Origin of the sequence: Psychrobacter sp. Choline-02u-9 (assembly GCF_002836505.1) — a bacterium.
Taxonomy (GTDB): Bacteria; Pseudomonadota; Gammaproteobacteria; order Pseudomonadales; family Moraxellaceae; genus Psychrobacter.
Genome location: NZ_PJBF01000069.1, coordinates 1 through 26,056, shown reverse-complemented (window position 1 = coordinate 26,056; position 26,056 = coordinate 1). Strand labels below are relative to the sequence as shown.

Annotated in this window: 18 protein-coding genes, 1 tRNA gene and 1 pseudogene; 1 reads left to right on the top strand and 19 read right to left on the bottom strand. The window is 42.9% G+C overall.

Annotation, left to right across the window (positions count from 1 at the left end):
* Positions 1–234 precede the first annotated feature (234 nt).
* The 8 genes from CXF69_RS14040 to pilM form a co-directional block, all read right to left on the bottom strand.
* On the bottom strand, positions 235–1,323 hold the full coding sequence (locus CXF69_RS14040; RefSeq protein WP_101204302.1) for a hypothetical protein: 1,089 nt from the start codon (positions 1,321–1,323) through the stop codon (positions 235–237).
* 130 nt (positions 1,324–1,453) lie between these two features.
* Complete coding sequence (gene aroB, locus CXF69_RS14035; RefSeq protein ID WP_101204301.1) at positions 1,454–2,560, bottom strand: 3-dehydroquinate synthase; 1,107 nt, start codon at positions 2,558–2,560, stop codon at positions 1,454–1,456.
* A gap of 75 nt (positions 2,561–2,635) precedes the next feature.
* Positions 2,636–3,196 (bottom strand): shikimate kinase AroK, encoded by a 561-nt coding sequence (gene aroK / locus CXF69_RS14030; protein WP_101204300.1) that lies wholly within the window; start codon positions 3,194–3,196, stop codon positions 2,636–2,638.
* A 205-nt stretch (positions 3,197–3,401) separates the two neighbouring features.
* Positions 3,402–5,753 (bottom strand): type IV pilus secretin PilQ, encoded by a 2,352-nt coding sequence (gene pilQ, locus CXF69_RS14025; RefSeq protein ID WP_101204299.1) that lies wholly within the window; start codon positions 5,751–5,753, stop codon positions 3,402–3,404.
* Positions 5,754–5,780: 27 nt separating this feature from the next.
* Positions 5,781–6,314, bottom strand: a complete 534-nt coding sequence (locus CXF69_RS14020) for a pilus assembly protein PilP (RefSeq protein WP_057761705.1) — start codon at positions 6,312–6,314, stop codon at positions 5,781–5,783.
* On the bottom strand, positions 6,314–7,033 hold the full coding sequence (locus CXF69_RS14015) for a type IV pilus inner membrane component PilO (protein ID WP_101204298.1): 720 nt from the start codon (positions 7,031–7,033) through the stop codon (positions 6,314–6,316). Before CXF69_RS14015 ends, CXF69_RS14020 begins: the two co-directional genes overlap by 1 nt.
* The gene (locus CXF69_RS14010) at positions 7,030–7,683 is read right to left on the bottom strand and encodes a PilN domain-containing protein (RefSeq protein WP_101204297.1); all 654 of its coding nucleotides are present in this window, start codon (positions 7,681–7,683) and stop codon (positions 7,030–7,032) included. Before CXF69_RS14010 ends, CXF69_RS14015 begins: the two co-directional genes overlap by 4 nt.
* Complete coding sequence (gene pilM, locus CXF69_RS14005; RefSeq protein ID WP_101204296.1) at positions 7,683–8,738, bottom strand: type IV pilus assembly protein PilM; 1,056 nt, start codon at positions 8,736–8,738, stop codon at positions 7,683–7,685. The genes CXF69_RS14010 and pilM overlap by 1 nt, the downstream gene beginning before the upstream one ends.
* Positions 8,739–8,931: 193 nt before the next feature.
* Here pilM and CXF69_RS14000 point away from each other — a divergent pair, with 193 nt between their 5' ends.
* The gene (locus CXF69_RS14000) at positions 8,932–11,568 is read left to right on the top strand and encodes a penicillin-binding protein 1A (protein WP_101204295.1); all 2,637 of its coding nucleotides are present in this window, start codon (positions 8,932–8,934) and stop codon (positions 11,566–11,568) included.
* Positions 11,569–11,694: 126 nt separating this feature from the next.
* Here CXF69_RS14000 and CXF69_RS13995 read toward each other — a convergent pair whose 3' ends face one another.
* From CXF69_RS13995 to tuf, 11 genes and pseudogenes are all read right to left on the bottom strand, one after another.
* The gene (locus CXF69_RS13995; protein WP_101204294.1) at positions 11,695–12,219 is read right to left on the bottom strand and encodes a DUF6586 family protein; all 525 of its coding nucleotides are present in this window, start codon (positions 12,217–12,219) and stop codon (positions 11,695–11,697) included.
* A 166-nt stretch (positions 12,220–12,385) separates the two neighbouring features.
* A complete protein-coding gene (rpoC, locus tag CXF69_RS13990; protein WP_101204293.1) occupies positions 12,386–16,603 on the bottom strand; it encodes a DNA-directed RNA polymerase subunit beta' in 4,218 nt (1,405 codons plus the stop codon).
* Between the two features lie 151 nt (positions 16,604–16,754).
* Positions 16,755–20,873, bottom strand: coding sequence for a DNA-directed RNA polymerase subunit beta (gene rpoB / locus CXF69_RS13985; RefSeq protein WP_101204292.1), 4,119 nt, complete (start codon positions 20,871–20,873; stop codon positions 16,755–16,757).
* A 764-nt stretch (positions 20,874–21,637) separates the two neighbouring features.
* Positions 21,638–22,009, bottom strand: coding sequence for a 50S ribosomal protein L7/L12 (gene rplL / locus CXF69_RS13980; RefSeq protein WP_057761722.1), 372 nt, complete (start codon positions 22,007–22,009; stop codon positions 21,638–21,640).
* A gap of 120 nt (positions 22,010–22,129) precedes the next feature.
* On the bottom strand, positions 22,130–22,657 hold the full coding sequence (gene rplJ / locus CXF69_RS13975; protein WP_057761724.1) for a 50S ribosomal protein L10: 528 nt from the start codon (positions 22,655–22,657) through the stop codon (positions 22,130–22,132).
* 457 nt (positions 22,658–23,114) lie between these two features.
* On the bottom strand, positions 23,115–23,816 hold the full coding sequence (rplA, locus tag CXF69_RS13970) for a 50S ribosomal protein L1 (RefSeq protein WP_057761725.1): 702 nt from the start codon (positions 23,814–23,816) through the stop codon (positions 23,115–23,117).
* The gene (gene rplK, locus CXF69_RS13965) at positions 23,816–24,247 is read right to left on the bottom strand and encodes a 50S ribosomal protein L11 (protein ID WP_057761727.1); all 432 of its coding nucleotides are present in this window, start codon (positions 24,245–24,247) and stop codon (positions 23,816–23,818) included. Before rplK ends, rplA begins: the two co-directional genes overlap by 1 nt.
* A gap of 90 nt (positions 24,248–24,337) precedes the next feature.
* Positions 24,338–24,868, bottom strand: a complete 531-nt coding sequence (gene nusG / locus CXF69_RS13960; RefSeq protein WP_057761729.1) for a transcription termination/antitermination protein NusG — start codon at positions 24,866–24,868, stop codon at positions 24,338–24,340.
* Between the two features lie 71 nt (positions 24,869–24,939).
* Entirely contained in the window at positions 24,940–25,425 is a 486-nt protein-coding gene (secE, locus tag CXF69_RS13955) for a preprotein translocase subunit SecE (protein WP_101204291.1), read from the bottom strand.
* Positions 25,426–25,476: 51 nt separating this feature from the next.
* Positions 25,477–25,552 (bottom strand) — tRNA-Trp (locus tag CXF69_RS13950).
* A 329-nt stretch (positions 25,553–25,881) separates the two neighbouring features.
* Positions 25,882–26,056: pseudogene (gene tuf / locus CXF69_RS13945) on the bottom strand (elongation factor Tu); the annotation flags it as partial.

The window sequence follows — 26,056 nt, the reverse complement described above, 5'->3', positions numbered from 1 at the left end:
GTATGGTCATACCATCAGTGATGCTAGAAAGTACCTGTTTGCGATAGTCTATTGAATAAGTCATCGTTTATTTCATTAAATGCAATTGTTAATAGGGTTGTATCGGTTTTATTTGGATTAGACTATACTTAACAGTAGTAGCTTACCGCTTATTATGACGATGGAATGATTTCGTATAACGCTAAAAAAACCCACTAACCAAATAGCTAGTGGGTTAAATTAATCAGACAAAAACTAATTACTCTTGTCTTCTATTAGCGCTTTTATACTATCGCTATTACTCTTGGGAGGATTAGCGTTAGCACTTTTGCCATTAGCATTTGAATTATTGTTTGTGCTACTAGGGGGTTTAGGCGTTGGCACGACTGGTGGCTTCTTACTAGTAGAGTTCTCCGCCGGTGCCGCAGGCTTTTTGTTTTCTGGCGCAGGCTTACTTGTGTTGTTTTCTTCTTTTGGCGATGCTTCAGATATTGTTTTCGTCTCCCCACCAACTGTACGCTCTTCGCTAACAGATAACGTAGCAGAAGTATCTACCGACTGACGAATACTCTCTTGAGTGGTGCTACTATTAGCGCTTTCTTGGTTACCTCGATTATTATTAGCACTAGTAGCTTGAGCAGCGGCATCATCAGCTTCTTCTTGCAAACGAGCTGGCACTTCGCGCTTGGTAGGTTTCAAATCAACGGCACGTGTACGTTTCGTACTTAGATCTTTTACTGGATCAGGACGCTCATAATTATCAACAATACTGACATACCGATTAATCTCTTCTGGCAATACACGTACGTTTGTAGGTAGCTTAAAGTCTATTAGCTTTGCGGCTCCTACTGCTTCTTGCGGGCTACTCATAATCCCATAAGTCAGCATATAACGGACTTGTTTTTCATCATCAAGATAACGGAAATAAGCAAATTTATCACGATCTTTACGGCCTTCTAAGTAACTAACAATCACATCATTTTCAGAGACATTCATTACTTGAACAGTCCATTTGCCTTTGTTAGCCAGCAGATAACGCTTGTCTTTAAACTCATCAGGATAATCGCGCAAATCTCGAATCGTTGCATCAAAATTAATCGGTTGTACATCCGTATCTAACTCATGTAACGATTCGACTTTTAGTGGTTGCTCAAACTCTTCATTCAAAATCTCTGGCGCTGATATTGGTGCATTTTCAATTTTGGCACCCATGGCTGGCGTTTGACTAAACATCCATACTAACGCTGTGACCACCCCTAAAAGTAGGGTCACTATTAGCCAAATCAGTGCTTGACGACTGTATGATTGGCTAGCAGTACGCGTTTTTGTTTTTGATGTTGCCATGAGGCGGTCCTTGGTAAACACATGTTTTACAGCGTGATATAAATGCTTATTTAAACAGAGGTACAGCTAACCAGTTGGCTATAAGTACGAGATTTTAGTATAAATATATAAACGATAAATTCTTGAGACGTTACGCGCTATGTTTTGACAAAACTTCATGTAATAACTGTCCGTCAAACTCATTAGTCATTACCGCATCGCCAATTGATTTTAACAAAATTAGGCGGATTTGTCCGTGTTTCACTTTTTTATCGTGGCCCATTAAATCTAAAGCAGTGTCTACATCGATAGCTGGTGGCGTAATAGGTAATTTTGCCAATTCTAAAACACGCTTAATACGTACGACTTCATCATCAGTTAACCAGCCAATTTTTTGCGATAGCTCGGCTGCTTGTACCATGCCAGCCGCTACTGCTTCGCCATGTAACCAATTGCCATAGCCTTCATGTGTTTCAATCACATGACCAAAAGTATGGCCAAAGTTCAATAGCGCGCGCACACCGGACTCTCTTTCGTCTTGTGCCACTACATCGGCTTTGTATTGACAGCAGCGCTTTACAGCTTCACCAAGTACTGCTAAATCAAGCGCCATCATTGCAGGCAAGTTTGCCTCAAGCCACGTTAAAAATGCTTCATCCATAATAAGGGCATATTTAATAATCTCAGCCACTCCAGCCGATAGTTCACGTGCAGGCAGTGTCTTAAGCGTACTCATATCGGCAAGTACCATTTGCGGCTGCCAAAAAGCACCAATCATATTTTTACCTTGCGGATGATTGATACCCGTTTTACCACCAACACTAGAATCCACTTGTGACAATAGCGTCGTTGGAATTTGAATAAAATTGACACCGCGCATAAAACTAGCAGCAGCAAAACCAGTCATATCACCGATTACACCGCCGCCAAGGGCAACAAGTGTCACATCGCGATTGAAGTGTTCTGTCATTAGCGCATCATAAATTCGATCAATACTTGCCTGATTTTTGTATTGTTCGCCATCTAGCAGTACGCACACCTTTACCACAAACTGCTCTGCTAGCTCATCTTCTAATGCTTTTAAGTATAAAGGTGCCACAGTGTCATTAGTAACAATCAAAACCTGACGGCCACTGATATAAGGTGCGATCTGCTTCGCCATACTGCCATTTTCAGTCGTAGATTGTTCAGTAATGACAATAGGATAATCATGACTTTGCGTATGAACTATTAGGCCTTCATGAAACGGCATTACCATGTGTTACTCCTAAAGCATTTTCGATGAGGTAAAAGTAATTGAGTCTGTTTATCAATCGTAGTTGCCAGTCTATTGCTAGTCTTCTTGGTGCGCCGATGCGTCGGTCGTGCAATCGACGAATGATTCTAGCTGCTGCATCAATTGATTGACCATGTGGCGTGGGTACGTGTGACCAGTAGGCATAATAATATGGGCGACTTGGCGATAGAGTGGATCGCGTGCACTATATAACTCTTGCAGTATTTTTCTAGGATTAGGCTGCTGCAATAATGGTCGGGACTTGTCTTTAGAGGTACGGGCTAGCTGCACCTCGACAGGTGCATTAAGATAAACGACGATGCCACGTTGTTTTAGGAACTCTCGGTTTTCAGAACACATGACTGCACCGCCACCGGTAGCCAATACGATTTGAGAGTTTTGGGTCAATTCATCAATGGCACGCGTTTCACGCTCACGGAAACCTGCTTCACCTTCTTTGGCAAATATCCAAGCAATGTCGGCACCTGTCTGCGATTCAATATACCAATCACTGTCTACAAAGGTGCGACCTAACTGCTTGGCAAGCAGTTTTCCGATTGTCGTCTTCCCTGCTCCCATCGGACCCACTAAAAACACCGACGGTAATTCCTGCCCCATAATACTTACTCAGCTAAATTAGGTATGATACAACGTCATTGTTATTCTGGCTAGTAATGAGCCGTGATTATTGTGAGTAAAATTTAGAGCACACTATTCATCAGTACATACATAAATATTGCAGCTCGAAAACCACCAATCTCGCGCATAAAAAAAGCAAGCACTATGGCTTACTTTTTTTAACAACTAGCTAACTGCTTTATGATTAGTTCAGACGACTCGTACCATCATTAATAAGCTTCGGAGTTACGAAAATAAGTAGCTCTTCTTTAGTGTTGCTACGTACATCTTTACGGAAGGCACGACCGATATAAGGCAAATCACCTAAGAAAGGAACCTTCGTTACTTCGTTACCGGTACGGTTTTTGAAAACACCACCTAACACGACTGTTTGACCATCTTCAATAATGACGTTGGTTGATATAGAGTCTTCAGAGATAGCAACCTGATTATTGATGATAGTCGGCGTGCCGTTAGTAATGACCAATTGCAGACCAATTTTACCATCAGGCGTGATATTTGGTGTCGCTTCTAGACTTAATGCAGCCTCTTTAAAGCTGGTTGTCGTCGCACCACTGGCTGATGCTTCTTGATACGGAATCTGAGTACCAGAAGAGACTTTTGCAGTTTGCTTATCCGCGGTCAAAATCTTTGGTGTAGAAATAACTTCACCACGGTTATCTGCTTGTAGCGCTGATAATTCAAGATCTAGCATTACATCAGACATACTGAGCAAACCAAAGGCGATACTACCCGCTGGGTTAGAAACGCCTAAATCAACGTTTAGGTTATCAGGACTAGTAATGTCATAAGAAGGATAAGAAACGGTCTGACCATTTACAGTCGTCGTCTCTATATCAAAGTCCTTAAGATCAGCTAGTGTTTGGTTGCTACCACCGACCAATAAGCTGCGGTTATTAGCTGCGCCGTTTGACAAGATACCCCAACGAACACCAATCTCTTTACTGAAGCTATCAGTTGCACTGACGATACGTGCTTCAATCATGACCTGACGAACAGGAATATCAATCTTGCTAATTAATTTATGAATGTTTTCGATACTGTCAGCAACGTCTTTAATAATTAAAGTGTTGGTACGTTCATCAACCGTTACCGTCCCACGATTGGATAATAACGTATTATTATCCTCACGATTTGCGAGGCCACTACTATTACCAGTCGCGCCGCTACCTTGCGAAATAAGGGTTAAAACATCTTGTGCTTTTGCATAGCTTAAACGAATGTACTCAGTACGCAAAGGTGCGTAAGATTGGACAGCTTGCTGCGCTTCTAGTTCACGTGCTTCTTGCTCAGCGAGCTCAGTAGAAGGCGCAACCAAAATCACATTACCATTTTCACGCTTGCCCAAGTTTTTGCTCTTAAGAATGATATCGAGAGCTTGATCCCAAGGAACATTAATCAAACGCAAAGTAATGTTACCAGCAACAGAATCACTTGCCACGATATTCATCTCAGTAAACTGCGCCAAAATATCTAAGACACTACGAACCTCAACATCTTGGAATTCCATAGATAGCGGTTCGCCACTATAGACTCTTTCTTCCAGCGTCGGTTCACGTAACAGCTCCGGCTTTTTAATACCAATATTTAACTGGTTACCTGATTGGTAGGCCTGATACTCATAATCGTCATTCATGTTAATGGTAATGACGCCATTCTGTCCTTGGTTTTTGGTATCAATACTACCAACAAGACCACTGTTAATATTCAATCGGCGTAGTAAGTTTCTCGGAACCGTACTACCAGTTAAACGTACGACAAGTTTATTACCTTGGCGCTGCACATCTACTGGAATGGCTTCGTTGGCCAGTACCATACTGACATTACCGCCACCGTCGTTACCTGCTGAAAAATTGACTGCGCTTAACCCATCATAGCTATACTGCTTGCTTACTTGTGAAGCTGCCAATTGAGGATTTAAAAGCGGATTTACTCTGACCACCATCGTATCAGCTGGCATTTCGTTCTTCACGACAACCTTGCTTGTGGTACGTACAGGTGCCACTGGTACGGTAGAACTCTCAACAATAGGCGTAACGACAGCGGTTGTTGTCATACTATTATTGTTATTAAGTACATCTTGAATCGGGTCGCTGGTAATAACTGGACGATTAGGGTCAGTGATGGTCAGCAATAAATCATTGCCTTCAATCGCTGTTGTATAATTTCCTGATTCTTTTAAACCAACAATGAGGCGCGTGGTACTGTCACTGCTGAGCGTAGTAACGTCATTAATCGCACCGATGTTGTATTCGTTAAAGCGGCTAGCAAGCCCATTCTGTACTTGTTCGAAATCTAGAACTAAGCGACTAGGATCATCAAGCTGATAGGCTGCGGGCAATACTGGCAATCCTGTAAACCCCAAACGCATTTGCGTCACTGCAGGTGCGGTCTGTACTACAGAGACATTATCGATGCGCTGTGCAGCATGAGCACTATTAGTCACAGCCACTATACTGACTGCCAGTGCTGAAATGGCAAAAGCAGAAGACATGCGGTTGCTCATCATCATTACCTTGTTATTGCGTACTGTCATTATTTATTCCTCAAAAAATCTGCCGACTTAGCTTATAGGGGATACCAGCGACTGGGGTTTTTCTACAAACCCTGCGCGGCTGTCTGGCACAATTTCAATCAAGTTAACCTGGGTCGGCGTGATTTCAACAATACGGCCGTCATTCAATCCAAGATAATCGCCTACTTTAACACTCGCAACCGAACCATCAGGACGTTGTATCAATGCATATCGCTGACCTTCGGGCGAAATCACCACACCTCGAAAGACCAATTGCGACAGTTCATACTGCTCAAGCGGTTCTTTGATTCTGTTGATATCTGGTCGTACACCATCTATAGGAGTGGTCGGGCCTTGTACATTGACTAAACTCGGTGGCAAAAACGGACTACGTTGCGAGCTTGCGCTATATACAAAATCTTCTACCAGCTCGGCTTTAGGCGGCGGCTCAATAGGCTGTGCAGGCTGGTTGCGGATATCGGTCATTGCCTGCTCTGCCATACCTATACGGTCACTACACCCTGTCATAGATAAAACAGCGACACTTAAAACCAATAGCATGGGCATTCTTTGGATATTCATTAGTTGCCTCCTGCATTTGCATCAGTAGCAGCGGATGCATCACCTTCAGGAGCCGCTTCTTTAGAGCGATAGGTCTTAGTTTGCAAGACTAAGTTAAGCTCTGGCAAAACATCCAATGTAGGCTGTGGATTGCTGACTTCAAAATCATGCATCGTAATAATTCGAGGCAGAGCAGCAAGACCGCTGATAAAGCTACCAAACTGATGGTATTCACCCAAAGCTGCAATACGTATTGGCTGCTCAATAAAGAATTCATTTTCAATTTCGGGCTCTACTGAAATATCTTGGAAACGGATATTGCTACCAACGCCTGTCATGTTTATGCCTTCTACCAATTCTGACACACGTGTATCTTTCGGCAACTGATCTAATAAAGTATTAAATTCAGTTTCCATTTGGACAACTTGCGCTTGATAAGCTTTTAAATGACGTGCGCGTGATTCTTTTTCGCGGTAGCTATCGAGCAAAGTTTGTTGTTGGCTTTCAGCCGCATTAATCTCGTCAATTTTGCTACTGATGGGTAATGCCCATGACAATGCTGCGATGAAGGTAATGATAAGACCAATCACTGTCACTTTTACAGGTAATGGCCAGCTGCCATAGTTTTCTGAATCTAGCGACTCAAAACTACGGCGAAACTCATTTAAATCGAATTGCTTTTTTGGCTTTAAAGCAGATTTTTTGGTTTTAGAGAGGCTCTTTTTGCGGATAAGCTTCATAATGCACCTCCTAGACCAGTATCGGTATCAGCAGCAGTCGGAGTTTCCGATTGTACTCTAGTCGTTACTACAAACTGTACGTAACTGTCTTCAGGATAAACGGGGCGCGCCTGCTCACCAGTATTAACCGTATTATTGAGGACTGGGGCAGCCTCATAAGCGCTAATATTCTGCTGAATGTTACTTACTGCTGAGTTGCCCATCCATTTACTGTTATCAAGGTTACGAATCAGACTAGACACAATGTTTGGATTGTCCGCTAAGCCTGTCAAAGTTAGGACATCGCCTTCACGTTTAAGGTTATTTAGATAAAGTGCTGGTGGAATAGCTTTAGCGAGATCGTCCCATAAACGTACAGGCACAGGACGTCGTCCTTGCAAGTCTTGAATGACTTGCATGCGTGAAATAATGTCTTCACGGCGCTGCTCTAAACTGTCGATCTCGGTCAATGCGGTGTCTAAGCGAGTGTTTTCTTGTTCGATCAATGCATTGGCATCAAGCTGCTCATCAAGTTCATTATTGAAATAGCTCCATGAAGCAAAAGCTGCTAATAGCGTCAGTAATGTCACTGCCACTATCAATGTCATAAACTCTTTGTTACGACGTTCACGCTCTTCTTGTCGCCAAGGTAAAAGGTTAATACGAGCCATTAGTCAAAGCTCCTTAACGCAAGACCACATGCAGCCATTAAGCTTGGCGCATCAACCGCCAGTTGCTCATTGTCAATATTTGGTGCAATAGTCATATTGGTAAAAGGGTTGGCAACACTGACAGTTACACCCAGCTTTTGTTGTGCCATACCAGCGAGACCTGCAATAGAACTGCTGCCTCCTGCAAGCACCACATGATCGATACTGCTATATTGACTTGATGAAAAATAAAACTGTAAAGAGCGAGTGATTTGTTGAATGGTATTTTCTATAAAAGGGGTTAGTACTTCAGGATAGTAGTCATCAGGCAAGGTACGTTCGCGTTTACTTAGTGTCGCTTCTTCTGCTGATAGGCCATAGCGATTTTGTATTGCCTCGGTCAGCTGAGCACCGCCAAATAACTGCTCACGACTATAAATAAACTCACCATTCTTAGCGATGTATAATGTGGTTTGATTGTGGCCAATATCTACCAATGCTACTAGTTCTGGTACGTTTGGAAGGCTATCCACCATCAATCCAAACGCACGCTCGATTGCATGAGACTCGATATCCATGACTTTCGTTTGTAGGCCACCAAAGGCTAAAGCATCGACACGCTGGTCGACGTTCTCTGAACGAGAAGCAGCAAGCAACACCTGAACCATATCTTCACTAACCAAAGACGGTCCTAATACTTCAAAGTCTAGATTGACGTCTTCTAATGGATAAGGCACATACTGGTCGGCATCTAAACGTATTTGCGCCTCACGCTCTACATCGCTGAGTGTCATATCCATATCAATGATTTTAGTAATCACTGCAGAGCCAGAAACAGCGGTCGCAGCATTGCTACCCGCGACTTGGCAACGTCTTGCCAAGCTCGTTATAATATTACCGGCAGCTTCTGTATCTACTAGAATCTTATCGACCACGATACCTTCCGGTAGTCTTTCAATACCATAAGATTTTAGGTGGAACATGCCTTGCTGACGCTGTATGTCAACCAACTTTACTGAAGTGGCACAAATATCCACGCCAATCAAATGTCGACTTTTGGAAGTAAATAGCCTCACTAGCTCTATACCTTATATTAAGTGTACAATCTGGTAATTATTTGTAATAATTCAATACAATACTTTACTTAATTGATAGATTCAAGCATTTAAAAATATATTAAGGCCAACTTACACATTTATTATGACCTGCCTATTTTGTTCAATGTATAATAATATTGTCTGCTACAAATTCTAACTAATAAGTCTTATTATGGCCAAAACAAATGCTACCGCTCGTCTCATTCGCTTTTTGGTGGGACTCTTTATCGCTTGCCTAGCATTGGCAGTTGTTCTAGCACTTGCTGTACCTATTGGTTTTTATGGGATGGCCATGTATCTATCGCCAACCCTACCTAGTACGCAAGAAATTAAAACAGCCAAATTAGAAATGCCATTACAGATTTATAGTAGTGATGATAAATTAATCGGCCAATACGGCAATCGTTTATCATTACCAGTTAGTTTTGATGAGATTCCTGAAGATTTAACCCATGCCTTTTTGGCAGCCGAAGATGCTTCTTTCTTTCAGCATAGTGGAATTAGCATTAAAGGTCTTGGTCGCGCTGTCACCGAAGCAGTCACTGATGACGATGGTCAGACCGGTGGCTCTACCATTACGATGCAGGTCGCTAAAAACTATTTCTTAAGTCCAGAACGTACTTTAAACCGCAAACTAACAGAGTTATTTTTGGCGCGGAAGATAGAAGACGAACTGAGCAAAAATGATATTTTGACGTTATATGTCAATAAAATCTATCTAGGCGAAGGCGCCTATGGCATCCGCGCTGCGGCCAAAAAATATTATAGTAAGTCATTAGACAATCTAACTATTGCTGAAATGGCGATGTTAGCAGGTCTACCGAAAGCCCCTTCTAAGTATAACCCTGTTGCCAATCCTAGCCGCGCATTGACTCGCCGTAACTGGATCGTTGGACGCATGCATGAGCTTGGCTATATTACCAAAGCTCAGTATGATGAAGCTGTCAACTCCCCTATAGGTATCAACCTATATAAAGAAAAGCTCGATGTAAATATGCCTTATTTGGCAGAAATGACGCGAGCTTCTTTGGTCGAACGTTATGGCGATCAAGTCATGCACGGTGGTTGGCGCGTACGTCTCACAGTAGACAGTAAAGCGCAAACAGATGCAGAAGCAGCAGTAGTAACAGGATTGATTGCCTACGAGCATCGCCATGGTTGGCGCGGGGCTGAAGCAAATGATGAGCCTCTCGAGAACTTCCAACGCTACAGCAATATGTCTCCTGCCAAAGTGACTAAAGTCAATTCTCGTAGTTTTGACGCAGTCCTAAAATCTGGTGAAGAAGTGACCGTTAATTGGTCTGGTATGAAATGGGCACGCAAATATATTTCTGCTGACCGTATTGGTTATTATCCTAGTAATGCCAGTCAAGTTGTTAAGAAAAACGATATCGTTCGTGTGATACCTACTTCGAATGGCAACTGGCAACTAGGTCAAATACCTAAAATCCAGGGCAGTTTGGTCTCGTTGAATCCAGAGACTGGTGCTGTCAATGCATTGGTTGGTGGCTTTGATTTTAACCACAGTAAGTTCAACCGCGCTCTACAAGGCTGGCGTCAACCTGGCTCAACCATTAAACCGCTTGTTTATACCGCTGCTTTAGAAAAAGGTTATCGTCCAGATACCATAGTGTCTGACCGAGCTATTCAAGTAGGTGACTGGAAACCGAAAAACTCTGATGAACGTTTCTTAGGTGATATCACTTTACGTCGTGGTTTATATTTATCCCGTAACCTCGTATCTATTCGCTTGTTACAAGCGATCGGTATCTCAAGTACGCGCAACCTATTAGATGAATTCGGTCTTGATAAAGAAAAGCTGCCAACAACCTTGTCATTAGCACTTGGAGCAGGACAAGCCACACCATTACAAATGGCCACGGCTTACTCAACCTTCGCGAATGGTGGGCATCGTGTCCAACCTTACTTTATTGAACAAATTTACAATTATAAAAACGAGCTGTTGTTTCAGGCAAATCCACGTCAAGCGTGTGCACTATGCTTTAACGAAAAACTTGAAAAAGTTAATAGCAGCTTAGTTGAAGAGTATGAGAAGTCAATTGAAGCGCCTGATGATAGTACTAATGAAATAACCGCTGATAATTCATCATCGAAAAGTAATGATGATAGCGAAACAACAGATAAAGAGCTTGATTTAAAGGTATATAACGCAGGTCCACAATCAGACCGCCTGAAAGCACCTGCCGTACAATATGTAAGAGCCAAACAAGCACCGCGCATACTGCAACCTAGAGTGGCTTTTGAGATGGCAGATATACTACGCGACGTAGTCCAACGCGGTACAGCGGTAAGAGCAAAAGCATTAGGACGTGATGATATCGGTGGCAAAACTGGTACCACCAATCAGGCCAAAGATGCCTGGTTTGCAGGGTTCCATCCTACCAATGCGACAGTAGTATGGATGGGATTCGATCAACCATCTACTATGGGTCGCCGTGAATATGGTGGTGTGGCAGCACTGCCAGTCTGGATGGACTTTATGAAAGCTCAGCTGAAAGACACGCCAAGCCAATGGGTATCTATCAATAATCGCTCAAAATCCAGAAAGCAACAGCAAAGCATTATAGAGATGACTGATGATGGTGTCCTAGTTAATGATGGCGCTAATAAATCAGCAAAACCAGTCAAGACTCAAACCCAGCAGCGTAAGCCTTCGGTTCCAGAGCCTACTGAGGAGACGAGCACTCCACCATCAACGAAACCAAGTAGCAATCGTAGTGATGACAGCGTACCGGAAAATCCATTAACGGTGACACCCGTTGAAAGTATGCCACCGATGCCAGAGTAACAAACAAGACTATTTTTAGTTAATAAGAAAAAGGCTTATTCAATAATGATTGAATAAGCCTTTATTATACTTTCAAGTGGTTCAATAAATAGCTATCAAAGAATAAATCTTCTGGTTTACTTCCTATTAGAACTCGACCATGCCTGCACGCAGTTGTTCAATCAGCTCTAAAAGCTGATTGCGCCATTCTCGTATTGTGGTCTCATCAGGCAGCCATTGATTGGATAAGGTGACAACATTGACAATCAAGTCTGGCGACGCTGAATGACTGCTTGGCGCTTCATCGACGATAGTATCTGGCGGTACTGCATACAGACAACGCTGATAAGCACGTTCTATATTGGCGATAAAACCTTGCTGCTGTAATTGCTGCAAACGCTGAATCTCAGGAGATACTTGGGTACGCTCGCTCAGTGCTTGCTCAATATCGAGCAAAGTTGGCGCCGTCATATTTAGGCTATAGAAATGACCGAGCTCCTGAATAAATGCCAATAAAGCACCATGCAAGTGAAAAATAGCAGTCTCACAGTGTGCTTGGTATAACTGCTTATCATTGGTACTTCCTGCAGATTGGCAAGATAAACGACAGAAATATAACTTTTGATTGGTTCGATCTGCTTGATATTTGGCGACGCGAGTTTTACCTGCCATTTGCTAATTATCCTTCTATAAGTAGTGAATTAGAGCCTATTTCCAGTGTACTATTTTTTTAGATAATAGCACCATGCCTTTCTCAGTTTTTTATACGCACAAAAAAGCCAGCAACTTAGGCTGGCTTTTTTATCAAATTAAGAATGAATCAAAATACTTAATGCGATTAATTATCTTGATTTAACTCTTGAGCAAATGCTTCATCAAAGCTTGCAAAGTCTTTGCTATCAGTGCTTGCAGTCATATCAAACGCTGCATTCAAATCTTTATCTTGTAGCTTCTGATCTGCTTTCTCTTTACGTGCTTTATGATAAGCAAGACCCGTACCTGCAGGAATCAAGCGACCCACAACCACGTTTTCTTTCAGACCACGTAGCTCATCCACTTTACCAGTCACAGCAGCCGCAGTTAGTACACGGGTTGTTTCCTGGAAAGAAGCCGCTGAAATAAAGCTTTCAGTTGCTAGACTTGCTTTGGTGATACCTAGTAATTGACGCTCAAACTGTACTGGGAATTTATCTTCCGCTTCTAGCTTCGCATTCAATGCTTTGATATCTGCATACTCGACCTGATCACCTTTGAAGTGACTTGAATCGCCGCCGTCAGTGATTTCAACTTTACGCAACATCTGACGAATGATAACTTCGATGTGCTTGTCGTTGATTTTTACACCCTGCAAGCGATAAACGTCCTGTACTTCGTTGACGATATAATCAGCAAGTGCAGTCTGACCTTTCAAACGTAAGATATCATGTGGGTTCTGTGGGCCATCAGCGATCACTTCACCACGTGCTACCGTCTCGTTTTCGAAGACGTTGATTTGACGCCATTTAGGGATTAGCTCTTCATGCACTTCACCATCTTCATTAGTAATAATGAAGCGGTTCTTACCTTTAGTCTCTTTACCAAAGCTTACCACACCAGTCATTTCTGCCATGATAGCGTGATCTTTTGGACGACGTGCTTCGAACAAGTCAGCAACACGTGGTAGACCACCGGTGATATCTTTTGTACCAGAAGACGCTTGTGGTACACGGCCTAGAATCGAACCTGCTGCTACTTTTTCACCATCGCTCACGCGGATGATAGTTTCAGCTGGTAAGAAGTAAACCACTTCTTTGCCTTCGTCAGTGTTCAAGATAATCGCAGGACGTAAGTCTTTTGCTGAACTTGAACGGTCACGAGTAGCTAGAATCTCAAATGAGCTCATACCAGTCGCATCATCAACTTTTACTGTTGCAGTCATGCCATCAGTGATGTCACTGAAGCGTGCTGTACCAGCAAATTCTGTGATGATTGGATGCGTGTGCGGATCCCATTTAGCGATAGTTTGACCGCCTTCAACCTGCTCTTCGTCTTTCACAAGTACGCTTGAACCATATGGTACTTTATAGCGCTCACGCTCACGGCCAAGCTCATCGGTCAATGCGATTTCAGCTGAACGCGATACGATGACTAAGTGACCATCGGTATGCTGTACTGTTTTCATGTTTTCAAAGTGCGCTTGACCAGCATTACGTACAGAGATGCTGTTGTCTACAGAGGCTGAGCTCGCTGCTCCGCCCACGTGGAACGTACGCATGGTCAACTGAGTACCCGGCTCACCAATAGACTGAGCTGCCATAACACCGACTGATTCGCCGATATTCACTTTATGACCACGTGCAAGGTCACGACCATAACACTGTGAACATACGCCATGTTCGATATCACAAGTAATTACTGAACGTACCCAGATATCATCGATTGCGTTGTTATCAAGGACGTTAACCCAGTACTCATCGATCAATGTACCAGCTGGAATCAATACTTTATCAGCATCGTCATTATAAGTAACGTCACGAGCAGTCACACGACCCAGTACTAGCTCACCTAGCTTCTCGATGATTTCACCACCTTGGATATGTGGTTTCATGAGTAGGCCTTCTTCAGTACCACAATCATCGCTAGTGATAACCAAATCTTGTGCCACATCAACCAGACGACGAGTCAGATAACCCGAGTTAGCTGTTTTCAGTGCTGTATCTGCTAGACCTTTACGTGCACCGTGAGTTGAGATGAAGTACTGTAGTACGGTCAAACCTTCGCGGAAGTTAGCTTTAATCGGTGTCTCAATGATTGAGCCATCTGGTTTCGCCATCAAACCACGCATACCAGCCAACTGACGAATCTGTGCCGCACTACCACGAGCACCAGAATCTGACATGATAAAGATAGAGTTGAATGACTTCTGCTCGTCTTCTTCACCTTGTGCGTTGATAACTTTATCTGTTGCCAAGTTGTCCATCATCGCTTTAGCGACTTTGTCATTGGTACGTGACCAGATATCAACTACTTTGTTATAGCGCTCACCAGCAGTTACGAAACCTTGCTCGAATTGATCTTCGATTTCGCGAACTTCACCTTCTGCCACTTCGATGATTTGCTTCTTAAGTGGTGGAATGACCATGTCATCAATACCGATAGACACGCCAGATAGTGTTGCTTGAGCAAAACCAAGATACATCAATTGGTCAGCAAACATAACACTTTCTTTGACGCCGACTTTACGATAGCAAGAGTTGATCAAACGAGAGATGTTTTTCTTCGTCATCTCTTGGTTACACTCATCAAACGTCATACCTTTAGGCATGATGTTCCAGATAAGTAGACGACCAGCAACCGTATCTTTGATACTAATTTCTTTGGTCTCGTTACCGTCTTCGTCAATTTGCGTCTCAGTAACACGCACTTTGATTTTAGCGTTTACATGTAGATCGTTTGAACCAATCGCACGCAGTGCTTCATTAACGGTAGCAAAAATCATGCTCTCGCCTTTGGCATTGATCGACGAGCGACTGATGTAATATAGACCTAGTACAACATCCTGAGATGGTACGATGATCGGATCACCGTTCGCAGGTGACAAGATGTTGTTGGTAGACATCATCAAGGCACGTGATTCAAGCTGTGCTTCAAGCGTCAATGGCACGTGAACGGCCATTTGGTCACCATCGAAATCGGCGTTGAATGCAGTACAAACAAGCGGATGCAACTGGATGGCTTTACCTTCGATCAATACTGGCTCAAATGCCTGTAGACCCAAACGGTGAAGTGTTGGCGCACGGTTAAGAAGTACCGGATGCTCACGGATAACCATGGCCAGCATATCCCACACTTGTGGCTCTTCACGCTCTACCATCTTTTTGGCAGCTTTAATCGTAGTCGCTAAACCATGAGACAATAGTTTGTTATAAGTAAATGGCTTGAATAATTCTAGTGCCATTTTCTTAGGTAGACCACACTGATGTAGACGTAGTGTTGGGCCTACAACGATAACCGAACGACCAGAGTAGTCGACACGCTTACCAAGTAAGTTCTGACGGAAACGACCTTGCTTACCTTTGATCATATCTGCCAAAGATTTCAATGGACGCTTGTTACTGCCAGTGATGGCGCGACCACGGCGACCGTTATCAAGCAACGCATCGACTGACTCTTGTAGCATACGCTTTTCGTTACGCACAATGATATCAGGGGCGCTAAGCTCCAATAGACGCTTCAAACGATTATTACGGTTGATGACACGGCGATACAAATCGTTAAGATCAGATGTCGCAAAACGGCCACCTTCTAGCGGTACTAGCGGACGTAAATCTGGTGGTAGAACTGGTAAAATATTCATTACCATCCACTCAGGCTTGTTATTAGAGTCACGGAATGCTTCTAATAATTTAAGACGCTTAGACATCTTCTTAAGCTTGGTCTCAGAACCTGTTTGTGGAATCGCTTCACGCAGCTCATCAATCTCAAGATCCATATCGATATCTTTCAATAGGTCTTGGACAGCTTCCGCGCCCATCTTGGCAGTGAACTCGTCGCCAAACTCTTCAAGTGCTTTGTAATAATCTTCATCATCAAGCAACTGATACTTCTCTAAAGAAGTCAGACCAGGCTCAGTCACGATGTAGCTTTCAAAATATAGGACGCGCTCAATATCGCGCAATGTCATGTCTAGCAATAGACCGATGCGGCTTGGTAGTGATTTTAGGAACCAAATGTGCGCCACAGGACTGGCTAGGTCGATATGACCCATGCGGTCACGACGGACTTTCGCAGTGGTGACTTCAACACCACATTTTTCGCAGATAACGCCTTGGAACTTACGGCGCTTATATTTACCACATAGACATTCAAAATCTTTTACTGGGCCAAAGATTTTGGCACAAAAGAGACCATCACGCTCAGGCTTAAACGTGCGATAGTTGATGGTTTCAGGCTTTTTTACTTCGCCGTGCGACCATGACTTAATAACGTCAGGTGAGGCTAAAGTAATTTGAATGCTATCAAACTCTTGGTTACCGTTGCCGGTAGGGCTTTGCATGATATCGAGTAAATCTTTCAAGTTGCTTCTCCGTTATCTTTATAATCATCTGACAGCGTACCATTGACGCAGATAAGATGAATGAAGGCAATGAATAGGGTTGAGACAAATCACTAAAAGCAGCAGCAATAAAGCAGACTGCCTTTAGTGGACAACTAAGTTAAACAACGGGCTAGTTGCTTTGTTTTAACTCAATATTAATACCCAGTGATTTGATTTCTTTGGTCAGTACGTTGAACGACTCAGGCATGCCTGGATCCATATACTGCTCACCATCAACGATGTTTTTGTACATACGAGTACGGCCTTCAACGTCATCCGACTTCACCGTTAGCATTTCTTGCAACGTGTAAGTCGCGCCGTATGCTTCTAGTGCCCATACTTCCATCTCACCGAAGCGCTGACCACCGAACTGTGCTTTACCGCCGAGTGGCTGCTGAGTGACTAGCGAGTAAGAACCCGTTGAACGCGCATGCATTTTGTCATCAACCAAATGGTTAAGCTTGAGCATGTACATATAACCAACCGTTACCTTGCGGTCAAACTTCTGACCTGTACGACCATCATATAACGTCTGCTGACCATCGCGATCCATACCAGCAAGCTCGAGCAAGTCTTTAACTTGGCTTTCTCTCGCGCCGTCAAATACTGCTGTGCCCATCGGTACACCGCCACGTAAGTTGTCTGCTAGCGCCATGATGTCATCATCACTCAAGCTATCAAGATCAACTTGCTCACCACCTACTTGGTTATAGATTTTGTCCAAGAAGTCACGTAGCTCTTTGATCGCTGCTTGCGATTTGAGCATACCGTCAATCTTCTCGCCCAATCCTTTCGCTGCCATACCCAAATGCGTCTCTAGAACCTGACCGATGTTCATACGAGATGGTACACCAAGTGGATTCAATACGATGTCAACGGTATTACCATTTTCATCATAAGGCATGTCTTCAACTGGCATGATGCGCGATACAACACCTTTGTTACCATGACGACCAGCCATCTTATCACCAGGCTGAATACGACGCTTAACCGCTAGATATACTTTAACGATTTTTTGTACGCCATGTTGCAAGTCATCGCCAGCAGTCAATTTGCGTTTTTTCTCAGCAAACTTCACATCGATGTCTTTTTGCTTGTCAACCAAGTAATCAGCGATTTGCGTTAGACGCTCAGAGATTTCTTCTTCTACTGGTTGGATATCAAGCAACGTCTCAAGGCTCATATCTTTCATATCAGCCAATGCCATAACTGTACCAGCTTTTAGACCAGCACCGCCGCTGACTTTTTGGCCATCTAGTAGATTACCAATACGGCCACGTGCTGCTTCTTCAAAGATACGTAGCTCTTCTTTCAAATCTTTACGATAGCTATCAAGCTGCGATTTTTCAATCGCTCTTGCGCGTGCGTCTTTTTCAACGCCATCACGGGTGAAGACCTGTACATCAATAACCGTACCTTTACTTGAAGTCGGTACGCGTAGTGAAGTGTCTTTCACATCAGCCGCTTTTTCGCCAAAGATAGCCCGTAGTAGTTTCTCTTCTGGCGTTAGTTGTGTTTCACCTTTTGGTGTTACTTTACCAACTAAGATATCGCCAGCGTCAACTTCAGCACCGATATAAACGATACCTGCTTCATCAAGACTTGATAATGCTGCTTCACCAACGTTTGGAATATCAGCAGTGATCTCTTCTGTACCTAGCTTGGTATCACGAGCCACACAAGTCAATTCTTGGATATGAATCGTAGTGAAACGATCTTCTTTAACTACTTTTTCAGATAGCAAGATTGAATCTTCGAAGTTGTAACCATTCCACGGCATAAATGCGATGCGGATGTTCTGGCCTAGTGCTAGCTCACCAAGATCCGTTGATGGACCATCAGCCAAGATATCACCCAAAGCAATCTCGTCACCTTGGTTAACGATGATACGTTGGTTGATACAAGTGTTCTGGTTAGAGCGCGTGTATTTGATCAAGTTATAGATATCGATACCCGCTTCACCAGCAGTCATCTCGTCTTCGTTTACACGAACAACGATACGTGATGCATCAACATCTTCAATCACACCGCCACGCTTAGCGATAACACAAACACCAGAGTCACGAGCAACGTGACGCTCCATGCCAGTACCTACTAACGGCTTATCAGCACGTAGTGTAGGAACAGCCTGACGCTGCATGTTCGAGCCCATCAAGGCACGGTTAGCATCATCATGCTCTAGGAACGGAATCAGACCTGCTGCAACCGATACTACCTGACTTGGTGATACATCCATATGCGTCACTTTTTCTGGCGGCATACGAACAAATTCACCATAGCTACGGACACTGACCATCTCGTCAGATAACGCGCCATCTTCAGTCATCGGAGAATCAGCCTGTGCAATAACAGTACCTACTTCTTCGATTGCTGATAGATATTCAATAACGTCAGTCACTTTACCATCAACCACACGGCGATATGGCGTTTCTAAGAAGCCAAAGCTGTTGGTTTTAGCAAAGGTCGCTAGTGAGTTGATCAGACCAATGTTTGGACCTTCAGGAGTCTCAATAGGACATACACGGCCATAATGGGTATCATGTACGTCACGTACTTCAAAGCCTGCACGTTCACGAGTTAGACCACCAGGTCCTAACGCTGATACACGGCGCTTATGGGTAACTTCAGACAACGGGTTGTTCTGATCCATAAACTGTGACAACTGACTTGAACCAAAGAATTCTTTAACCGCAGCCGCTACTGGCTTAGAGTTAATCAAATCTTGTGGTGACAAGTTGTCTGATTCTGCTGAGCTTAAACGCTCTTTTACAGCACGCTCAACACGTACTAGACCAACACGGAATTGGTTTTCTGCCATCTCGCCTACTGAACGAATACGGCGGTTACCAAGATGGTCAATATCATCGACATCGCCGCGACCATTACGAATCTCGATAAGTTCTTTTAGAACGTTAACGATATCATCGTTAGTCAATACACTGCGTTCGCGCTGGATATCAGGATCATCAGTATTATCAAATTCTAAACCAAGACGACGGTTGAATTTCATACGACCGACGTTTGATAAGTCATAACGATCTGCGTTGAAGAACATGCTCTCAAACAGTTTCTCAGCAGTTTCAACCGTTGGTGGCTCACCTGGACGCATTACTTTGTAGATTTCGATCAACGCTTCTTCACGGCTTGAGGTGCTATCAGCACGTAGCGTATCGGCAATATAACTACCTTGGTCGATATCGTTAGTGAACAGAATGCTGAACTCTTTGATGGCACCACTGGCTTCAAATGAGTTCAATTTCACCAATAACTCGTGGTCGATTGGCGTGTTCGCTTTAGCGATGATTTCATCATTAACAACGATGTCTTCAGCTAAAATACGCTCATATAGGTATTCATCAGGCACAGCAATTTTCGTCATACCTGCTTCTTCAAGCTGACGGATACGGCGTGCGTTAATACGTTTGCCCTGCTCTACAATAACGTCACCTTCAGGTGATACGATATCGAACTGAGCCATTTCGCCACGTAGACGATCGGCAACTAAATCAATTTCAAACGTCTCTTCGCCTTTATAAACAGCAACTTTATCAAAGAATAAATCTAGAATTTCAGAAGTTGTTAGACCAAGTGCGCGTAGAATGATTGACGCAAGTAGTTTACGGCGACGGTCAATACGAGCAAATACTAAATCTTTTGCATCAAATTCAAAGTCTAACCATGAACCACGGTAAGGGATAATACGTGCGTTATAAAGCACTTTACCACTTGAATGCGACTTACCTTTATCATGGTCAAAGAACACACCAGGTGAACGATGTAGCTGAGATACGATAACACGCTCAGTACCATTGATAATGAAAGTACCGTTAGCCGTCATCAAAGGCATCTCGCCCATGTAAACGCTTTGCTCACGGATATCTTTGATAGCAGCTTTGCTATCTTTGTCTTTGCTGTCTTTGTCTTTGATGATCAAACGGATTTTGACACGCATAGGCGCCGCAAACGTTGAACCACGTAAGATACACTCACGCTCATCAAATTCAGGCGTGCCTAAATAGTACTCAACAAATTGTAGCTCTGCGTTACCAGAGTGACTCTCAATTGGGAAAATAGAGGAATACGCAGCTTGCAAACCAGTATTCTCACGAGCTTTCGGCTTTTTGTGCTCTTGCAAAAATTGCTCATAAGAATCTACTTGAATAGACAGTAAATAGGGAATGTCCATTACAGTGGGCAATTCAGCAAAACTTTTGCGAATACGCTTTTTTTCAGTATAAGAATATGCCATCGAGAGTCCTTACAGTAAACGTGGAAACAAATTAAAAGCGTGGCCAGTATGCATAAATACGATGCAAACGTGACGACGTAAACGATAATATAAAACGGGTCTTCGTGTTCAGTTCATGTCTTTTCTGTCAATTACTACTTTACTCTTCAGTGCTTACCTAGCACACTTCACTTAATCTCGTCGTTGCTTGCTAGATTCATGGTAAGTGAATCAGTCTATATGACTGTTGCAACCGAAAAATTCAACATTATATAATCTATAACACATTGCCTATCAGGCTTAATTTACTAATACATTGCTGGGAAATAATGTCTATTAAGATTGCATCCATATCACTTGCCATCTAGACTACTTATTACCGAACCATATTCCCTACACATACAAACTGTCTATAAGACTAAATATCGACAGTCATGCCACACCAAGTAGGCAACTTATGATCAACAGCTTTTTTAAGAATACCGCTTTTTTCAGGATTAATAATCGGGGTAACTATAACTTTTAGAATCAGTATAAACTATAGTGTTGATAGGAAAGCATGCAGACACAAAAAAATGCCAAACATCTACAGACGTTTAGCTCATATTAACTGATTTCAAAAACTGGCATGTGTGCTTGCATGTATATCGTCTGTCCTTTTGATGGGTATCCACCGTGATGTTGCATACGTATGTTGGCAGACACAAAAGGTCAAGCTACGAATTATAGTAAAAAAAAGCTGGCAATGCAAGGCATTACCAGCTTTTTTTCGTACAGTGTTAAACTTATTTTAGTTCAACAGTTGCACCAGCTTCTTCAAGTTTCTTTTTCAACTCTTCAGCTTCGGCTTTAGATGCGCCTTCTTTGATTGGAGCTGGAGCGCTTTCAACCAAATCTTTCGCTTCTTTTAGGCCAAGACCAGTAGCTTCACGTACGGCTTTAATTACGCCAACTTTCTTCTCGCCAAAGCTGGCAAGAACTACGTCAAACTCGTCTTTTTCTTCAGCAGCAGCAGCAGCAGGACCAGCAGCAGCAGGTGCAGCAGCAACAGCAGCTGTTACGCCGAATTTTTCTTCCATGTCGCTGATTAACTCAACGATATCCATTACTGACATTTCAGCGATTGCATTTAACACGTCATCTTTAGATAGTGCCATGAGAACTCTCCGTTATCTGATAAAAATTAATTGATTCTAATATCGCCTTGATTGCTTGCCTAATGTGACAATAAAATGCAACCAAAATTAGCGATGTTAAAGTTACGTTAAAACAAGCAATTAAGCAGCTTCTTTTGCGTCTTTGATTGCCGCTACAGTGCGAACGAACTTGCCAGGAACAGCGTTCATAGTCTGGACAAGCTTGGTCACTGGTGCATTCATAGTAGCCATCAAGATAGAGATTGCTTCGTCGCGAGTTGGTAGCTTCGATACGCGCTCTAGCTCTTCTGGACCATAAACTTCACCACCGACTGATACTAATTTGGTCTCTAAAGCTTTGTTATCTTTGCTGAAGTCGAAAACGACTCGAGCAGCAGATCCCAAATCTTCCATAGAGAAAGCCAAAAGTAGTGGACCAGTCATACGGTCTGACATGCTCTCAAACTTAGTGCCTTCAAAAGCGCGTTTTGCTAGTGTATTTTTTACCACTTTCAAAACGACACCTTTATCACGAGCTTGTTCGCGCAGCTTAGTAAGCTGTGCAACACCAATACCGTGATATTCGGCAGCTACTGCTGAGTAAGCATTAGCAGCAACTTCAGACACTTCAGCCACAACTTGTTGTTTTTGTTCTAGCGTTAATGCCATAAGTTGACTCCTTTAATCTTATCAATCGACTTATAATAAAAGTGCCAAAAACAAGGTTTTTATGCGCTCAAACTGTAAGCTAAGACTGACTTGATACGACACATTACCAGTGGATTCAATTAATAAAAAAAGCATCTACTGATAACGACTGATTACGGCACCGTTATCAGAATGACGTTGAGTAATAGTTTGAAGATTATAAATAATCTTATCGCCCTATTCGCTCGTGTCTTAAACTGTGTGGGCCACCGTCTGCGTAGGACAACTAAGATTTTCATCTGTCGTCGATTAACAAAAGTGACTTATTATCATAAACAGCTATCCGAAGATCGCTAACTATGACTCTAAACTACTCTCTACCTACGGTCTTAGACAGCGTAGCAAATACTACGCTGACCTAATTCTTTAAAAACTGTTTTTGTTTATCATTCAAAATATTTGAAGATAAAAACTTTAATTATTTAGCAGTACGATAAGGAACAGCGTCGATCGTTAGACCTGGACCCATCGTGCTAGACAAGGTAATTTTCTTAATGAAAGTACCTTTAGAAGTAGCAGGCTTAGCACGCTTTAGATCAGAAAGAATCGCTTGCGCGTTTTGCTCGATTTGATCAGCAGTGAAACCAACTTGGCCGATAGTTGCATGGATGATACCAGCTTTATCAACACGGTACTGAGCCTGACCAGCTTTCGCATTAGTCACAGCTTCAGCAACGTTTGGCGTTACCGTACCAACTTTAGGGTTAGGCATTAGACCACGTGGGCCTAGGATAGTACCTAACTGACCAACAACACGCATAGCATCTGGAGCTGCGATAACAACATCAAAGTCCATGTTACCGGCTTTGATTTGCTCTGCTAGGTCTTCAAAACCAACGATGTCTGCACCAGCTTCTTTAGCGGCTTCAGCAGCAGCGCCTTGAGCAAATACAGCAACGCGTTTGGTTTTACCAGTACCAGCAGGTAGGTTGGTTGCACCACGAACTACTTGATCAGATTTACGTGGGTCAACGCCCAAGTTTACTGCGATATCGATAGACTCTTTGAATTTTAGCGCTGGCAAATCGTTTAGGATTTGAACCGCTTCTTCAATAGTGTACTGTTTTTCGTTATCAATACGGCTTTGAATTTCTTTTTGACGTTTGGTTAGCTTAGACATTATACACCCTCCACGGTAATACCCATTGAACGTGCAGTACCAGCGATGGTACGGACAGCAGCGTCAAGATCAGCTGCAGTTAAATCTGCATTCTTAGTCTTAACGATGTCTTCTAGTTGTGCACGGTCAACTTTACCAACTTTAGCAGTGTTCGGTGTACCTGAACCTTTAGCAATACCAGCAGCCTTACGTAGTAAGTATGCAGCTGGTGGTGACTTCATGATGAAGGTAAAAGATTTGTCGCTGTATACTGTGATCTCAGTTGGGATCGGTAGACCTGGCTCTTGGCCTGAGGTCGCAGCGTTAAATTCTTTACAGAACGCCATGATGTTCACGCCTTTTTGACCCAAAGCTGGACCAATAGGTGGTGAAGGATTTGCTTTGCCTGCAGGCACTTGCAGTTTGATGTAACCATCAATCTTCTTAGCCATGATACTCTCCTAAATGGGTGATAGCGCCAAATCAACGTGGTATATACCTAATTGACTAACAGCTCCCCGGTTGATGAATTTTTTGCTAATTTAGTCTAGTTTTTCAACTTTACTAAATTCAAGCTCAACCTGCGTAGGTCGATTAAATACGTTTACCGTTAGATGTAGTTTAGACTTCTCATAATCCACTTTTTCTACCAACCCTTTAAAGTCAGTAAATGGACCATCGATAACCAACAACTCTTCGCCTGGCTCAAATAGAGTCTTAGGACGTGGGTCAGTTTCAGTCTGGTTCAAACGGTTTAAAATGCGATCAGCTTCTACTTGCGTAATCGGTGCAGGCATCTCAGGCGTACCACCGATGAAGCCCATAATACGAGGACAGTCTTTTACGATGTGCCAAGTATTATCGTTCATCTCCATTTGGATCAATACATATCCAGGAAAGAACTTGCGCTCACTCTTACGTTTTTTGCCGTCTTTCATTTCGACGACTTCTTCAGTAGGAACCAATACATCACCGAATGACTCAGCAAAGTCACTACGATTAATACGATCAGTTAATGAACGTTGTACTTGTTTTTCATATCCTGAAAACGCTTGGACAATATACCAACGCATATCACGCTCCTGATCATTATAAATAAGTCGTTATAAGTAAATGTCTCGCTAATAGTCACTAATACGTGCTATTAACCGATAAAGATACCAACGAACCAATTAAAAAAGTTATCCAATAACCAAATAAAGAAACCAGCAATCGCAATCACGACAATCACTTGCCATGTGTATTGAAAGGTTTCGTCTTTACCTGGCCATGTCACTCGGCGAAGTTCAACGGCAGCGTCTTTTAATAATATTTTAAAAGCACGGCCTTGATGCGTTAACGCCAAACAGACTAATGCAAATACAACAAGTACGACAATAATACCAATACGTACCCAAACATCGTTGGCAGGTTGCCAATAGCCTGGTAAGTATTGATTTACTAGAGTCGCACCGATTAATACAGCTGCGGCAAGTAGCCACAAAATCAAATCTTTTATTGAGCCAGTCTTAGCCACTTCAACAGCAGTAGTACCGCTAGCTGAAACATGCTTATTTTTAGACAGCATTCCACCAGCAACCGCCTTGGCATCAGATAACTTAGTCTCGAGGTTATCTTGATCATTGCTCATAAAGAACTCGCTTCGGAGATGGTGGGGTACAACAAAGATGTGATAAGAAGATGGCAGGCGATGTAGGACTCGAACCTACAACCCTCGGTTTTGGAGACCGATGCTCTACCAATTGAGCCAATCGCCTATGGGTGTAAAGGACAGCATTATACAATATTTAGCATAGAATGCAAGCCCTTGGCGGTAAAATTATTAATTTTACCTGATTTTGCACTGCCGCAATCTAAAATAACTGCTAGCGTTAAGTGCAGCGACAATATAACAAGCTATGGCGTAGATTACAATATGCTATCTAACAAATAATTGTCTCTGTCACATATATAGCCAATTCATTAACACATGCTAGGCATAATTCTATTTTCGATCTTGCTTCAAATTTCTCCCACAAAAAAAGGCCACCCTAGATAGGATGGCCTTTTTTATGACTAATTCAAGTTCTCACTGCTGAGACTTATATTAGTTCAATACGTTAGCAACAACACCAGCACCTACAGTACGGCCGCCTTCACGAATAGCGAAGCGAAGACCTTTGTCCATAGCGATTGGGTGGATAAGCTCTACGCCCATCTCAACGTTATCACCAGGCATTACCATTTCAGTACCGTCTTGTAATTGGATTGCGCCAGTTACG